The organism is Xanthomonas sp. DAR 35659 (assembly GCF_041242975.1).
Classification (GTDB): Bacteria; Pseudomonadota; Gammaproteobacteria; order Xanthomonadales; family Xanthomonadaceae; genus Xanthomonas_A; species Xanthomonas_A medicagonis.
Map to the genome: position 1 here is coordinate 4,732,977 of NZ_CP162488.1, position 14,880 is coordinate 4,747,856.

Annotated in this window: 11 protein-coding genes; 7 read left to right on the forward strand and 4 right to left on the reverse strand. The window is 70.4% G+C overall.

The window, feature by feature from the left end; all coding sequences use genetic code 11:
* The first annotated feature begins 308 nt into the window (after nucleotides 1-308).
* The 3 genes from AB3X07_RS20055 to AB3X07_RS20065 all read left to right on the forward strand — a co-directional run bounded on the left by AB3X07_RS20055 (nucleotide 309) and on the right by AB3X07_RS20065 (nucleotide 4,856).
* The gene (locus AB3X07_RS20055) at nucleotides 309-3,203 is read left to right on the forward strand and encodes a M16 family metallopeptidase (protein WP_369940601.1); all 2,895 of its coding nucleotides are present in this window, start codon (nucleotides 309-311) and stop codon (nucleotides 3,201-3,203) included.
* A gap of 302 nt (nucleotides 3,204-3,505) precedes the next feature.
* Complete coding sequence (locus tag AB3X07_RS20060) at nucleotides 3,506-3,970, forward strand: SMI1/KNR4 family protein (protein WP_369940603.1); 465 nt, start codon at nucleotides 3,506-3,508, stop codon at nucleotides 3,968-3,970.
* 94 nt (nucleotides 3,971-4,064) lie between these two features.
* Nucleotides 4,065-4,856 carry a DUF72 domain-containing protein gene (locus tag AB3X07_RS20065; protein WP_369940605.1) on the forward strand — a complete coding sequence of 264 codons (792 nt, stop codon included), beginning with the start codon at nucleotides 4,065-4,067 and terminating at the stop codon, nucleotides 4,854-4,856.
* Nucleotides 4,857-4,955: 99 nt separating this feature from the next.
* Here the strand turns inward: AB3X07_RS20065 and AB3X07_RS20070 are convergent, their stop codons facing one another.
* Nucleotides 4,956-5,693 (reverse strand): hypothetical protein, encoded by a 738-nt coding sequence (locus AB3X07_RS20070; RefSeq protein WP_369940607.1) that lies wholly within the window; start codon nucleotides 5,691-5,693, stop codon nucleotides 4,956-4,958.
* 358 nt (nucleotides 5,694-6,051) lie between these two features.
* Between AB3X07_RS20070 and treA the strand changes: the two genes are divergently transcribed.
* Together treA and AB3X07_RS20080 are read left to right on the forward strand one after the other, a co-directional pair.
* Nucleotides 6,052-7,770, forward strand: coding sequence for an alpha,alpha-trehalase TreA (gene treA, locus AB3X07_RS20075; protein WP_369940608.1), 1,719 nt, complete (start codon nucleotides 6,052-6,054; stop codon nucleotides 7,768-7,770).
* 52 nt (nucleotides 7,771-7,822) lie between these two features.
* Nucleotides 7,823-8,518: an AIM24 family protein gene (locus tag AB3X07_RS20080; protein ID WP_369940610.1), complete on the forward strand. Its 696-nt coding sequence runs from the start codon at nucleotides 7,823-7,825 to the stop codon at nucleotides 8,516-8,518.
* A gap of 165 nt (nucleotides 8,519-8,683) precedes the next feature.
* Here the strand turns inward: AB3X07_RS20080 and AB3X07_RS20085 are convergent, their stop codons facing one another.
* Together AB3X07_RS20085 and AB3X07_RS20090 are read right to left on the reverse strand one after the other, a co-directional pair.
* Nucleotides 8,684-9,457, reverse strand: coding sequence for a lytic transglycosylase domain-containing protein (locus tag AB3X07_RS20085; protein WP_369940612.1), 774 nt, complete (start codon nucleotides 9,455-9,457; stop codon nucleotides 8,684-8,686).
* A gap of 159 nt (nucleotides 9,458-9,616) precedes the next feature.
* Nucleotides 9,617-10,498, reverse strand: coding sequence for a hypothetical protein (locus AB3X07_RS20090; protein ID WP_369944822.1), 882 nt, complete (start codon nucleotides 10,496-10,498; stop codon nucleotides 9,617-9,619).
* Nucleotides 10,499-10,856: 358 nt separating this feature from the next.
* Here AB3X07_RS20090 and AB3X07_RS20095 point away from each other — a divergent pair, with 358 nt between their 5' ends.
* Both AB3X07_RS20095 and AB3X07_RS20100 read left to right on the forward strand, forming a co-directional pair.
* A complete protein-coding gene (locus tag AB3X07_RS20095; protein ID WP_369940614.1) occupies nucleotides 10,857-11,636 on the forward strand; it encodes a transporter substrate-binding domain-containing protein in 780 nt (259 codons plus the stop codon).
* Nucleotides 11,637-11,778: 142 nt separating this feature from the next.
* Entirely contained in the window at nucleotides 11,779-12,249 is a 471-nt protein-coding gene (locus AB3X07_RS20100) for a hypothetical protein (protein ID WP_369940616.1), read from the forward strand.
* A gap of 342 nt (nucleotides 12,250-12,591) precedes the next feature.
* Here the strand turns inward: AB3X07_RS20100 and AB3X07_RS20105 are convergent, their stop codons facing one another.
* A complete protein-coding gene (locus AB3X07_RS20105; protein ID WP_369940618.1) occupies nucleotides 12,592-14,688 on the reverse strand; it encodes a gluconolaconase in 2,097 nt (698 codons plus the stop codon).
* Between the last annotated feature and the right edge of the window lie 192 nt (nucleotides 14,689-14,880).

The following is a 14,880-nucleotide window of genomic DNA, read 5'->3' on the forward strand; positions in this document are numbered from 1 at the left end:
GACCCGGCGCGGGCGGCCGCGCCGGCGATGCCGGCAAGCGGCAGCGCGGCGCGCCGTTCGCGTTGCAAGCCCGATGGGCGATCGTTCGACGTGACAGCCGCGAACGATGGCGGCAGGCAGCGCCCGACCCCGCCACGCACACGACGGCAGCGACCGTGGCGCGGCCGCGATCGCTCCCGGCCACCGCGCCGGCTTCGCGGCCACCGGCGAAGCGGCCATCGGTGGCCCGCGCCGCTGTGCCATCAGTCACCTACCGGCCCCAACACGCGCCCACTATGCTGGGCCATTCTCCCGATCAGGCCTGGCCCATGCTTCGTCCCCTGTCCTTGTTGATCTCCAGCATTCTCGCCGTCGGCGCCGCCGCCACGAGCGCGCCCGTGGCCGCCGCGCCGGCCGCCCTGTCGGCCAAGGCCACCGTGCCGGAGATCGCCTACACCCGCTTCACCCTGCCCAACGGCCTGACCGTGATCGTGCACGAGGACCACAAGGCGCCGGTGGTGGCGGTTAGCATCTGGTACCACATCGGCTCCGGCGACGAGCCGGCCGGCAAGACCGGCTTCGCCCACCTGTTCGAGCACCTGATGTTCTCCGGCTCGGAGAACCACAAGGGCACCTACTTCCAGCCGTTCGAGAAGGTCGGCGCCACCGACATGAACGGCACCACCTGGTTCGACCGCACCAACTACTTCGAGACCGTGCCGACCACCGCGCTGGACACCGCGCTGTGGATGGAATCGGACCGCATGGGCCACCTGCTCGGCGCGATCGGGCAGAAGGAACTGGATACCCAGCGCGGGGTGGTCCAGAACGAGAAGCGCCAGGGCGAGAACCGTCCGTACGGGCGCGTGGACGAGAACATCCTGGCCAACATCTTCCCGGCCAACCATCCGTACCAGCACGACACCATCGGCTCGATGGCCGACCTCGACGCGGCCTCGCTGGACGACGTCAAGCAGTGGTTCCACGACAACTACGGCGCCGCCAACACCACCCTGGTGCTGGCCGGCGACATCACCGTGGCGCAGGCCAAGGCCAAGGCCGAGCAGTACTTCGGCGACATTCCCGCCGGCAAGCCGGTGCCGCGCCAGCAGCCGTGGATCACCCCGCTGGCCAAGCAGACCCGCGGCGTGCAGCACGACCACGTCTCACAGCCGCGCATCTACCGCACCTGGGTGGCGCCGCAACTGGGCACCGACGACGCGGTGCAACTGGACCTGGCCACCACCGTGCTCGGCGGCGGCAAGACCAGCCGCCTGTACCAGCGCCTGGTGTACCGCGACAACCTGGTGGACGACGTTTCGGCCAGCATCCAGCCGTTCGCGCTGGCCAGCCAGTTGCAGATCAGCGCCGACGTGAAGGACGGCGTGGATCCGGCCAAGGTCGAGGCCGCCATCGCCGACGAACTGCAGAAATTCCTGGCCGAGGGCCCGACCGCCGACGAACTGCAGCGCGCGCAGGTCAGCTACCGCGCCGGCTTCGTGCGCGGCCTGGAGAAGGTCGGCGGCTTCACCGGCAAGGCCGCGATCCTGGCCGAGGGCCAGGTCTACCGCAAGGATCCGGGCGCCTACAAGCAGGATCTGCAGCGCGCCCAGGCCGCCACCGCGTCCAGCGTGCGCAAGGCCGCCGCCACCTGGTTCGGCAAGGGCGACTACCTGCTGACCGTGCTGCCGGCCGCCGAGGGCTTCGATCCGGTCGCCGAGGACAAGGCGGTCAAGCCGCTGCCCGCCGCCGAGGGCAAGCCCGCGCCCACGCTGCCGGCCGCGGCCGACTACCGCGTCGGCAAGAGCCGCATCGATCGCGCCGCCGGCGTGCCGGAGACCACCCAGTTCCCGAGCCTGAGCTTCCCGCAACTGCAGCGCGGCAAGCTCAAGAACGGCATCGAGGTGGTGCTGGCAGAGCGCCACACCATCCCGGTCACGCAGATCGAACTGCTGTTCGACGCCGGCTACGCCGTGGACCACGGCGGCAAGCTCGGCACCGCCAACTTCACCGCGGCGCTGATGAACGAAAGCACGCAGAGCCTGGATTCGGTGGAGGTGGCGCAGCGTCGCCAGCGCCTGGGCGCGATCACCAGCGTGTCCTGCGAACTGGACATCTGCGGCGCCTCGCTGGACGCGCTCAACGACCAGTTGACGCCGTCGCTGGCGCTGTTCGCCGACATCGTGCGCAACCCGGCGTTCAAGACCGAGGACATCGAACGCGTGCGCAGCCAGTGGCTGGCCGGCATCGCCCAGGAGAAGACCCAGCCCCAGGGCCTGGCGCTGCGCACCCTGCCGCCGCTGCTGTACGGCCCGCAACATCCGTACGGCGTGCCGCTCACCGGCACCGGCACCGAGGCGGCGATCAAGAGCCTGACCGCGAAGGACCTGAGCGCGTTCCAGAACAACTGGCTGCGTCCGGACAACCTGCGCATCCTGGTCGCCGGCGACACCACGCTGGCGCAGATCATCCCGCAGCTGGACGCGGCGTTCGGCGACTGGCAACCGCCGGCGACCGCGCTGCAGACCAAGACGCTGCCGCAGGCCGCCGCGCAGCCCGCGCCGCGGGTGTTCCTGATCAACCGCGCCGACGCGCCGCAGTCGCTGATCCTGGCCGGCTTGCTGGCGCCGTCGACCAAGGCGCCGAACAACCTGGCCATCGGCGTGGCCAACGGCGCCTTCGGCGGTACCTTCACCTCGCGCTTGAACATGAACCTGCGCGAAGACAAGCGCTGGGCCTACGGTGCGCAGAGCTTCATGCTCGATGCGCAAGGCCAGCGCCCGTTCCTGTTCTTCGCCCCGGTGCAGACCGACAAGACCGCCGAGTCGGCCGCCGAGATCCTCAAGGAAGCCAAGGCCGTGGTCGGCGACAAGCCGCTGACCGCCGAGGAGATCGCCAACATCAAGAACCAGCGCATCCGCGCCCTGCCCGGCAGCTTCGAGACCACCGGCGCGGTGCTGGGCGCGGTCGAGAGCATCGTCCAGTACGGCCGCCCGGACGACTACGTGCAGACCCTGAAGACGCGCCTGGAAGGCATCGACCAGGCCGCGGCGGAAGCGGCGATCAAGGAGATCGTCGTACCGCAGGCGATGACCTGGGTGATCGTCGGCGACCTCAAGCAGATCGAGGCGCCGGTGCGCGCCCTGAAGCTGGGCGAGGTGCAGGTGCTGAACAGCGACGGCCAGCCGGTCAAGGCGAAGGCCAAGGCCGCCGGCAAGCAGTAAGGCAACACGCGCATGGCCGGGACGTCCCGGCCATGCGTTGCAAGGCGGCGGCGGACGGGTCACCCGCGACCGGGAACGTCCTGGCATGGCGACGCGCCCGCAGTGGTCCAGATGCTGCCAGTCTCGCGTTAGAGGCACGCGCACAAGCGCGCTGCACACATCGGTCGCTCGACATTCAAGCAGTGCAAGGCCGGGATGACATCTGCGAGCCGGTCTCTGCGGTTTCCGGGAAAGCCGGCTGACCAAACATCTTCCGAAAAGTAGACCCGTCTCCTGGGCACTGCTGCCGATCGGAGATCGCGATGCTTGAAAACATGCTCTCGGATGGCGAAGCGGCCATCACCCCCGCGGACCTGGATCACCTGGAATCGGTGATTGGCAGGAAGCTGCCGACTCCCTTCAGGGAGCATTACCTCAAGTACAACGGCGGCATGCCTGAGCGAGCGTATTGGGTCGGCGAAGATGAGTACGAGCCGATCGAGGTCGCCACTTTCAAACCGATTGCGCATTGCGACTACACGCTGCTGTCCACCTACCGATTGATGCTGCAGAAACAGGTTCTGCCGGCACGCCTGCTGCCGTTCGCGAACGACTGCGGCGGCAACCTCTTCTGCCTGGATCTGGACACGGGGGCCGTCAGCTATTTCACCACCGACACCTTCGACAGCGAGCTCAGCCCGGAACAGAACCAGGCCAACGCCGAAAGGTCGCTGTGCCTCCAGTTCGTCCAAGGGCTGGTCGACGAGGAGGATGCGGACGACGCATGAACCTGCCGGAAGGCGGAGATGGTCGGCAATATCCTTCACGGCGCTTGGCCGCAGCGCTTGGTATCCCAAAGACCCGTCCCGCCTGCCACCGCCGATGCCAACCGCCTCGCCACGCCGCACCGACGCCGCGCCACGCATCCGCGTCGGCTGCGCCGGCTGGTCGATCGCCAGCACGCAGCGCGGCCTGGTCGGCGACGGCGCCAGCCAGTTGCACCGCTACGCCACGCGCTTGGACGCGGTGGAGATCAATTCCACGTTCTACCGCGCCCACCGTCCCGCCACCTACCAGCGCTGGGCCGACAGCGTGCCGGCGGGCTTCCGCTTTTCGGCCAAGCTGCCGCGCACGATCACCCATGACGCGCGGCTCTATCGCGTCGCGCCGCTGCTGCAGGCATTCCTCGGCGAGGTCGGCCATCTCGGCGACAAGCTCGGCTGCCTGCTGGTGCAGTTGCCGCCGAGCCTGGCCTTCGACGCGCGCACCGCCGCCACCTTCTTCGCGATGCTGCGCCGCCGCTGGCATGGCGGCATCGCCTGCGAACCGCGCCACGCCAGTTGGTTCTGCGCGCGCGCCGAGGCGTTGTGGCAGCGCCACGGGATCGCCCGCGTCGCCGCCGACCCGGCACTGAGCGCCGCCGCGGCGCAGCCGGCGGGTTCCGCCGCGCCGGCCTACTGGCGCTGGCACGGCGCACCGCGCATCTACTACAGCGACTACCCGGACGCGGCGCTGCGAGCGCTGGCCGCACGCGTCGTCGCCGCCACGCCGCCGGTGGGCGAAGCCTGGGTGATCTTCGACAACACCGCGCTCGGCCACGCGCTGGACAATGCCGCCGCGCTGCAGGCGACGCTACGCGGGTTCGGACAGGGATCGAACCCGCCTCCGGTCTAGTTGTCGTCTTCCGCCGTGGGACCCCGCGGAGCGCGGCAGGCGCCTGCGTGGTGGGCCCTCGCCATCATCGGCAGGGCGGCGCGCCGGGCGCGGCAGGCGTCAGTCCAACGCATCGTCGGCGAGAACCACCTCACAGCCCAGGTCCTCGATCACGCGTTTCGTCTCGCGGAAGAACGGCATGTCCTGGTCGTCGAACCCCGCATGCCCGGAAAACACGAAGCGGATCCGGTCGGCGCGCTCGGAAAGCAATTGGCCCAGGCAGTCGTACATGCCCGCGGGATCCTGCCCGACATAGCCCCCGGTCCCCATGACCGCCTCGCCCAACGCGCAGAAGAAATCTTCCTGCGTGTGCAACCGCCGCAGATCCACCGACACCACCGCAGGCAGGGATGGCGGCCGGGCATAGAGCGCCGAACGCTCCCCTACCGAGCAGGCGATGAGCCATGACGACTTCGCTTCCCGCGAATCGAGGTCCTTCCACTCCACCGTGAAACAGCCGTCTGACCAGGCCTTCAGTATTCTCAGGCTAAGGATGTCCGGCACCTGGTAGACGCGAACCAGGGCATGGCGCGTAGTGCCTGCAAGGTCCGACCGCACCGAACGGATCGTCTCCACTTCGAAGACGCCGAGGCTGATGTCGTCCCACGAATAGCAGAGATCCAGCAGGCCGCCGCGCCGGATTTCCAGGCCGCTGCCGGGGACGATGCCGGAGAAGGCCAGAAGGCGGACCACGCCTTCAGGATGGTACGACGCGGCATCGGCGCGATGGTCGAACCCATCGATCCACTGGCAATGGAACAGCACGTCTTCCGCCTGCCGGACCACGATTTTCAGCACGCGCGTTCCATCGTCATGGGTCCGGCCAGCAGTATATGCCGCCATCGGCGGCATCGATCCCCGTGTCGCGCGGGCACGCGGCCAGCGCACGGGTGATGCGCCCGGCCCGCCGCTGCCCGGCCACCACGCGGCATCGCATATTGGCCCCGCTCTTGCATCGCTGCAGGACGGATCGGCCCGCGCGGGTTCAAGCCGGCCCACGCGCGGCCGATATCGCCGGATCGGCTGCCGGTTTCGTGGCCGCTCCGGATCGCCACCTGCCGTCGCCCGCGTCGGCCGGCGGCGGTGCCGCCGCCAGTCTCCCCGCCTCCGCCTTCGGTCGTTTACCATGCCGCACGCCTCCTGCTTCGGACCCGAGATGAGCCATGCCGCTCCTCCCTGCTGCACCCCGCTGCTGAGCCTGTCGCTGGGCCTGCTGCTGGGCGGCTGCGACACCGCCGCGGCGCAGGCCGCGCCCGCCGCGCTGCAGGCCGCGCCCGCCGCGCTGCAGGCCGCGCCCGCGCCCACCCCGCTGACGCCGGACCTGGCCTACCCCGAACTGTTCCAGGCGGTGCAGCAACAGGAACTGTTCGACGACCAGAAGCATTTCGTGGATGCGCTGCCGTTGCGCGACCCCGCGCTGATCAACGCCGACTACCTGGCCCAGCGCCAGCAGCCCGGCTTCGACCTGCGCCGCTTCGTCGCCGCCAATTTCGAGGAATCCGGCCCGGTGCAGACCGAGGCGATCCGCCAGGACACCGGCCTGCGCGAGCACATCGACGCGCTGTGGCCGCTGCTGGTGCGTCGCCAGGTGGACGTGCCGGCGTACAGCAGCCTGCTGTCGCTGCCGCAGCCCTACGTGGTGCCGGGCGGGCGCTTCCGCGAGGTCTACTACTGGGATTCGTACTTCACCATGCTCGGCCTGGTCGAGAGCGGGGAGACCGAGCGCAGCCGGCAGATGCTGGACAACTTCGCCTACCTGATCGACACCTACGGGCACATCCCCAACGGCAACCGCACCTATTACCTGAGCCGCTCGCAGCCGCCGTTCTTCTCACACATGGTGCAGTTGCAGGCCACGGTGGAGGGCGATGCCGCCTACGCGCGCTACCTGCCGCAGCTGCAGAAGGAATACGCATACTGGATGGAAGGCGCGCAGACGCTGGCCCCGGGCGGCGCGCATGCGCACGTGGTGCGGCTGGCCGACGGCAGCCTGCTCAACCGCTACTGGGACGCGCGCGACACGCCGCGTCCGGAAGCCTGGCTGCACGACGTGCGCACCGCCGCCGAGGCCAAGGACCGCCCCGCCGCGGAGGTCTACCGCGACCTGCGCGCCGGCGCCGAAAGCGGCTGGGACTATTCCAGCCGCTGGCTCGGCGACCGCAAGACGCTGGCCACGATCCGCACCACCGCCATCGTCCCGGTCGACCTCAACAGCCTGCTCTACCACCTCGAAACCACCCTCGCCCTGGCCTGCGCCAAGCATCCGGGCGCGGCCGGCTGCGACACCGACTACGCGGCCCTGGCCAGCGCGCGCAAGACCGCGATGGACAAGCACCTGTGGAGCGATGCCGGCTACTACGCCGACTACGACTGGCAGCAGCGCCGCCTGCGCGACCAGGTCACCGCCGCGGCGCTGTATCCGCTGTTCGTCGGCATCGCCTCGCCGGCGCGCGCCAAGCGCAGCGCCACCACCGTGCAGGCGCAACTGCTGCGTCCGGGCGGGCTGGCCAGCACCCGCCTGCACACCGGCCAGCAGTGGGACGAACCCAACGGCTGGGCGCCGCTGCAGTGGATCGCGGTGAGCGGCCTGCGCCGCTACGACCAGCACGCGCTGGCGCAACGCATCGGCAGCCGCTTCCTGGCGCGCGTGCAGGCGCTGTTCGCGCAGCAGCACAAGCTGGTGGAGAAGTACGCGGTGGACGGGCAGGCCAAGGGCGGTGGCGGCGGCGAGTACGCGTTGCAGGACGGCTTCGGCTGGACCAACGGCGTCACCCTGCTGTTGCTGGACCTGTATTCCACGCCGGTGCCGTCGCCCGCGCCCGCCGCGCCGGCCACGAGCGCCAGGCAGCGGCAGCCGGAGCCGGCCACGCCGTGATCCCGGCGGCCGGCGGGTATGCTGCGGTCCTTGCCCACACCAAGGACCGACGATGAGCGTACGCACCCTGGCCGAGTTCCTGTCCACCTCGCGCGAGAAGGACGCGTCGGCCGACGCGTTCGAACTGGAAAGCCCGCATCTGCTGGAAGTGCGCCTGGACGGACTGGTCTGGGCCAAGGCCGGGGCGATGGTCGCGCGCAAGGGCGCGGTGAAGTTCACCCGCCAGGGGATGCTGGAACAGGGCCTGGGCAACCTGCTGAAGAAGGCGGTCAGCGGCGAAGGCATGCAGCTGATGAAGGTCGAGGGCCAGGGCCGCGTGTACCTGGCCGACGCCGGCAAGAAGATCACCTTGCTGCGCCTGGCCGGCGAGTCGATCTTCGTCAACGGCAACGACGTGCTGGCCATCGAGGCCGGCATCGACAGCCGGATCACCATGATGCGCAAGGTCGCCGGCATGCTCTCCGGCGGCCTGTTCAACGTGCGCCTGAGCGGCCACGGCATCGTCGCCATCACCTCGCACTACGAACCGCTGACGCTGCCGGTGAATGCGCAGACCGGCCCGGTGTTCACCGATCCCAATGCCACCGTCGCCTGGTCCGGTGGACTGACCCCGGAGATCGTCACCGACGTCAGCCTGGGCACGCTGCTCGGGCGCGGCTCGGGCGAGAGCATCCAGTTGCGCTTCGCCGGCGACGGCTGGGTGGTGGTGCAGCCGTACGAGGAAGTGGCGCTGCAAGCCCACAGTTGAATCCGGTGCATCGCGACGGCGGCGAGCGCGTCGGCCTTCGGGCTGGCGCAGCGAGCGAGCGCGCGCGATCCACGCATGGATGCGTCGCGACATCGTGCGCCGGCGCTGCCCGCCATCGCCGGCCTGCCGAACACCCCACGGCGCGACAGCGCCCAGTCACCGCGGCTACTGCGCGGGCGTCTCGGCCTTGATGCCCATCGCCTCGCGGTAGCGCTGGTACAACGCCAGCACCTTGTCGATGTACTCGCGCGTCTCCGCGTACGGCGGCACCCCGCGGTAGCGCGCGACCGCGCCGATGCCGGCGTTGTAGGCGGCCGCGGCGAGGGTGCGGTCGCCCTGGTAGCGGTGCAGCAGCGCCTTCATGTAGCGCGCGCCGCCGGCGATCGACTGCTCGGCGGCGAACGGATCGGCCACGCCGTATTCCTTCGCCACCTCCGGCATCAGCTGCATCACCCCTTGCGCGCCCTTCGGCGACACCGCCGTCGCATCGAAGCCGCTTTCGGCATGCGCGATCGCGCGCAGCCAGGCATCGTCCACGCCGGTGGCGCGCGCGGCGGCGCGGAACTGCGCGGCGTGCGGCTTCAATTGCGGCTTGCCGACCTTGCCCAGCCCCGGATGCGCCGGCTCGCCCGGCGGCGTGACCGCGGTGAAGCGCAGGTAGGGACGCGAGCCGGGCAGGTTGCGGGTGGAGTACACCAGGCGCCCGTCCTGCTCGCGCTCGTACAGGGTGCCGCTGAACACGCCCATGTTGCCCCACGGATTGGGGGTGGCGATCGCGGCATCGTCGAGCTCCTTGGGCGTACAGCGCGAGCCCGGCTCCGGTGCGGTGGCCAGGCTGACCGTGCCGTCGCGCACGCAGCGGTACACCGTGCGCGCCTGCGCACCGGCGGCGACGCAGCAGCACACCAGCAGGAGCGGCAGCGTTCGAAAAGCGGACATTGGACGGGCGGTGGAACACGCGTGGCGAGGGCGCGCATCATCGCGCACCCGGCGTCGACGCAGGTGAGGACCCGGCACGCCCCCTGTCGGAGCGGCTTTAGCCGCGACAGATCCCATCCACCGCCACGACCGCTGCGCCAGGCACCCATCCGCTGTTTCCTACGGCGCGCACGCCGCCAGCTTCCGATCCGCGTACCACAGCGCGCGCCGCGCCAGGTCGTAGGCACTGTCGGCGGCGCGCGGCAGCGTCTGCTGCGCCTGGATCGGATCGGCGCCGTGGGCCATGGCGTTCTCCGCCCGTTGCAGCGCGTCCAGATTGTCGAGCACCGGCTGCAGCAGAACCCGGCGCTGCGCCGCCGGGCAGGCGGCGCGGCGCTGCTCCAGTTCGCCGATCGCCTTGCGGATGCGGCGGCTGGCCTCGCCCTCCAGCCCCGGCGCCTTCTCGAAGGCGATCGGCGCGGCCTTGTAGGCGTCGCCGGTCGCCTCGCTGCCGAGATCGCCGGGGCGTTCGTGCAGGCCAGGATTGAAGCGCACGTCCGGCGGCGGCCGCGCCACCGCCGGCTGGTGCTTGCTCTTGGGCAGCAGCTTCTTCATCGCGTTGCCGATGCCCTGCACCGCCACGTCGCCGAGGCTGCCATCGCTGGCCCAGTCCTTGTCGAAGCGGGTGCGCCGGTAGTCGATCGGATTGGGGCGCTCGAACACGCGCTTGGCCTTGGCCAGGTCGCGCGGGTTGGTGGTGCCCGGCGGAGTGCCCTGCGCTTCGGCGAACGGGTCCACCGCCACGCCGTCCGGCAAGCGCGCGCGGCCATCGTCGGCGTACAGCGTGGCGGCCGGCGCGGGAGTGGCCGCGGCGGCACGGGCCGTGGGCGGCGGCAGCGCCCGTGCCGCGGGTGCCGGGCGGACAGCGGCGGGCGCACGCCGCGACGGCGGCGGCGCGGTGGGCGGCGGCGGCGATGGCGCGGCGGCCGGGCGCGGCACGAACACCAGCCGCAACGCGTCCTGTGTCCGCGGCGTGGGCAGCGGCGGCGCGATCATCAGCAAGCGGCCCAGCAGCAGCAGGATCAGCACGCTGGTGGCCGCCGCGCCGAGGTGCAGCAGCCGGTCTTGCGCAGGCGCGGATGTCACGGTGAGCGGGATTCCATAGCGAGGCATGCGTCCACCGGAGGAGTGTCTCCGGACCGTGCCATGGTGCCCCGAGTTCCTGTGTCCGGGCATGTCCGCCGCTGTCGGCACGGCCATGTCCTGCCATCGGCGGTCGCCTTGCCGGGCGCAAACCCCTGTCGCGCCTCGCGCTGCGGCGCGCGCGGGGGAAACCGGCTAAGGTGGCGCGCGCCGCCGCCGCGACAGCCGGCGTACAGCCAGCGCGCGCCGGCACCCGAACTTTCCAATGGAGACCGCAATGATCCGATGGCTGGGCGCCTGCCTGCTGAGCGCCGCCGCGGCGCTGCCCGCGACCGCCGCGCCCTCGCACCTGGACGCCATCGTGCAGCGCGGCGCGCTGCGCGTGTGCACCACCGGCGACTACCCGCCGCACAGCCTGCTGCGCGCTGACGGCCGCTACGAAGGCATCGACATCACCCTGGCGCAGTCGCTGGCGGCCAGCCTGCAGGTCCCGGTGCAATGGGTGCCCACGCGCTGGCCGACCCTGCTGCCGGACCTGCTCGCCGAGCGCTGCGACATCGCCGTCGGCGGCATCTCGGTGTCGCTGGCGCGGCAACGCCAGGCCTGGTTCAGTGCGGTGCTGGAGGTGGACGGCAAGATCCCGCTGGTGCGCTGCGCCGACCAGGCACGCTATCGCGACGTCGCCCAGATCGACCGTGCCGAGGTGCGGGTGATCGAGCCGCGCGGCGGCACCAACGAGGCGTTCGCCCGTCGTGAACTGCCGCGGGCGTGGCTGATCCTGTCCGACGACAACACCGCGATCTTCCGCGAACTGGCCGAAGGCCGGGCCGACGTGATGATCACGGACGCCTCCGAAGCGCGCTTCCAGCAGCGCCGCGTGCCCGGCCTGTGCGCGCTGCGCCCGCAGCAGCCGCTGCAATACAGCGAGAAGGCGTTCCTGCTGCCGCGCGACGACGTGGCCTGGAAGGCCTACGTGGACCAGTGGCTGCACCTGAGCAAGGCCAGCGGCGAGTACCGCAGGGCGCAGGTGCCATGGCTTGGAGAGGATGCGGACTAGCCTCGAGCCTTATCGTTGGCGGCAGCATTACGCACTACTTGCCCACCACGCCCGCGAAGGCGAAAGGCCAACGACCAGGCGCTATGCTGGCAAAGCCGGAGGCGACCGCCGCGGCGGAAATGCGACATGACAAGGGGACCTCATGAAGAACGGATGGAGCGCGCTCGCGTTGGTGGGCGTCATGCTGATAGCCGGATGTTCGACCAATAGCGTGGTGCGGCAGACCTACAAGGCGACAGCGCCTGAGACCTACTGGTACCAGATCAAGGGGAACGAAGACACCGACGCGGACAGCCTGGGCATGTTCCAGCGCCAACTCGACGAAAAGCTCGGCGAGGCGCACTTGCGTGGCAGCGAAGGCGATGCCAGAGCACGCAAGATGACAATCATCATCGAGCACTACTACATGCGCAGCAACGGCGCGCGTTTCTGGGCTGGCATCATGGCTGGGCGCGACAAGATCAAGAGCAGGGTTGAAGTCGCCGGTGAAGATGGCAAGACGGCGGCGCGTTTCGACGTCGAATCGACCAATACCAGCGCCTGGGGCACCTCCGAGGGCTTGGTTGGTCGCCATGCTGAAGAAATCGTCGAGCGGCTCAAGCAGTTGCAGTAAGCACGGCGATCGGCATTCTGTGGAGGTACAACTGACGTCTTCCGTAAGCGATGGTTGGCCAGAACATGCCATCAGAATGGCACAAGCCAGCGCAGCGTTGTGGGAGCGACTTCAGGACACCTCTAATAACCTCGATTTCGAGAAATGCGCCAAGCGCATCCGTCACTTGCGAGTGATTAGGCGTAACTTCTGCGGGTTATTAGAGGGGCCCTTCAGTCGCGACGGGCGTTACCGGTAACGCCCGTCGCGACTGAAGTCGCTCCTACAAGAATAGAGACCTTGCGCGTCGAGCGCATCCCTGCAGGCCGACTCCGCCGCAGTCTTGCATGCGGACCCGCTCGCCTACTCCAACGTCACCCGCAGATCGCGATTGGCCATGGCCTGGTTGCCGCTGTAGTCGCGCGCGGTGATGCGGATCAGGTAGTCGCCGGCGGGCAGCGCGTCCGGCTGCCACAGGCCTTCGGCGATGCGGCCGTCGCGCACCGTGTTGGTCACCACGTAGCGGAAGCGGGTGCTGGCGCTGCCGTGCACGGTGATGCCGCTGTCGGCCGCGTAGGCCACCTTCACCGCGTCCGGGTCCGCGGGCATGCGGTCGAACACGATGCTCGGCCGCGCCGGCGCGGCGCCAGGCAGGGGCCGGCCTTGCGCGTCGAGGACCTCGTAGCCCAGCGCATACAGCCCAAGGCGCCGCCGCGGCAGGTTGCGGTCCACCTGGTCCCAGGCCTCGACCACGATCTGCACGCCACCGCTGCCGCGCGCCAGCCGCACGTGTCCGTTCTTGGCCGGCAACGGCGCGCCGCCGGCATCGCGTACCTCGATGCGCTGGATCTGCGGCGGGTAATGATCGGCGTAATCGCGAAAGCCCAGCGCCACCGCGTTGCGCTCGAAGCCGCGGGCGCCGACGCTCAGATGCACGTGCGCCATCGCGTTGATCGTGCCCAGCGCGTCGCCGGCGGCGAAGCGGGTGCCGCGCAGCACACGCACCCGCTCCGGCGCGCCGCTGGCATCGGCAAGCAGGTGGAAGCGCTGCGGATCCAGCGGCGCGCCCTGCGCGGTGCGGCCGACGCGCATGTGGATGTAGCCGAGCTGGTCCAGCGCCAGCCCCTCGCCGAGTTTGCCCAGCGCCCAGGTCGCATTGGCGCTGGCGACCTTGGCGTCGGCGATGGCGTAGACCGTCTGGCCGACGTCGCCGCGAATGTCCAGGCCGGCATGCAGGTGGTCGCGGCTCTCGCCCTGGTAGTTGCCGCGCACCTCGCCGAGCGTGCCGACCACCTCGTGCCAGCCGTCCTGCGGGCGCAACGGCCAGCGGCCGCCGGTGGCCGGCAGCGGTTGCGCGGCAGCGGGCCCGATCACCGGCGGCGCGGTGGCGGCAGCGGCCTGCGGCGTGGTCGGCACCAGCCGGTGGATGCGGGCGCTGCCGGCATCGGTGAGGTAGACCGCTCCATCGGCGGCGACGGCGACGCCGGCCGCGCGTGCCAGGCGGGTATCGCTGCGCTCGCCGGACAGTACCAGCACGTGCCCGGTCGCGGTGACCTGCAGCACGCGGCCATCGTCGCTGCCGACATAGCCATGCCCGTCGAAGGTGAGCGCCAGGCTCAGCGGTCGCGCCAGCGGCGACGCATCGCTGCCGCCGGCCAGGGTGACGACGCGTCCATCCGGCAGCAATTGGCGGATCGCATCGTTGCGCAGGTCGGCGATCCACAGCACGCCGGCGCGATCGACCTTCAGATCGGTCGGCGTGTCGAAGCGCGCGTCCGCGCCCGCGCCGTCGGCGTAACCCGGTCGCTCGCCGCCGGCGAGCGTGCGAACCTGGCCGTCGCGGTCGATCACGCGGATGCGATCGTTGTAGGTGTCGGCGACGTACACCCGCCCCTGCGCATCCACCGCCACGCCCATCGGGCCGTTGAAGCGCGCCAGCGCGGCCGGACCGTCGCGGAAACCGGCGACGCCGTCGCCGGCCAGCGTCGTCACCACGCCCTGCGCGGTGAGCATGCGGATCGCGTGATTGCCGGTATCGGCGATGTACAGCGTGCCCGCCGCGTCGACGGCGATGCCCGACGGCGTGGCGAACCGCGCGGCGCCGGCGACGCCATCGGCGAAGCCTTCGGCACCGCCTGCGAGCGTGGAGACCGTGCCGTCGCGACCGATACGGCGGATGCGGTTGTTGTCGCCGGCGTCGGCGACGTACAGCACGCCATGCGCATCCACGGCCAGGCCATAGGGGTCGGCGAAGCGCGCGCGTGGCGCGGCGCCATCGGCCAAGCCGCGCACGCCGTCGCCGGCCACCCATTGCAACTGCGCCAACCAGCCCAGCGGTGTCGCCGCGCGCGCATCGGAGGCCGGCGCCAGTGCGGCGCGTTCGCTTCGCCACAGGAGCAGGCCCGCCAGCACGGCAAGCGCCAGCAGCAACAAAAGCAGCCACACTCCGGTCCGTCTCATGCCCTACCCACGCGCCGAATGGTCAGGCACCTTAGACAAAGCGCGCGGCGCAGGGAAGCGCGGAGCTTCCGCGGCGACGCTGCAAGCCCCTCTCCCGTCGGGAGAGGGGTTGGGGTGAGGGTCCGGCGCGAAAGCGACTCGCATAGTTTGGGTGCGCGAGGCTTCGCCCGTACCCTCATCCGCCCCTGCGGG

Coding starts and splice junctions, on each gene's coding strand:
- AB3X07_RS20055 (WP_369940601.1), top strand. CDS start 309: ATGCTTCGTCCCCTGTCCTTGTTGATCTCCAGCATTCTCGCCGTCGGC.
- AB3X07_RS20080 (WP_369940610.1), top strand. CDS start 7,823: ATGAGCGTACGCACCCTGGCCGAGTTCCTGTCCACCTCGCGCGAGAAG.
- AB3X07_RS20105 (WP_369940618.1), bottom strand. CDS start 14,688: ATGAGACGGACCGGAGTGTGGCTGCTTTTGTTGCTGCTGGCGCTTGCC.
- AB3X07_RS20100 (WP_369940616.1), top strand. CDS start 11,779: ATGAAGAACGGATGGAGCGCGCTCGCGTTGGTGGGCGTCATGCTGATA.
- AB3X07_RS20060 (WP_369940603.1), top strand. CDS start 3,506: ATGCTTGAAAACATGCTCTCGGATGGCGAAGCGGCCATCACCCCCGCG.
- AB3X07_RS20065 (WP_369940605.1), top strand. CDS start 4,065: ATGCCAACCGCCTCGCCACGCCGCACCGACGCCGCGCCACGCATCCGC.
- treA (WP_369940608.1), top strand. CDS start 6,052: ATGAGCCATGCCGCTCCTCCCTGCTGCACCCCGCTGCTGAGCCTGTCG.
- AB3X07_RS20085 (WP_369940612.1), bottom strand. CDS start 9,457: ATGTCCGCTTTTCGAACGCTGCCGCTCCTGCTGGTGTGCTGCTGCGTC.
- AB3X07_RS20095 (WP_369940614.1), top strand. CDS start 10,857: ATGATCCGATGGCTGGGCGCCTGCCTGCTGAGCGCCGCCGCGGCGCTG.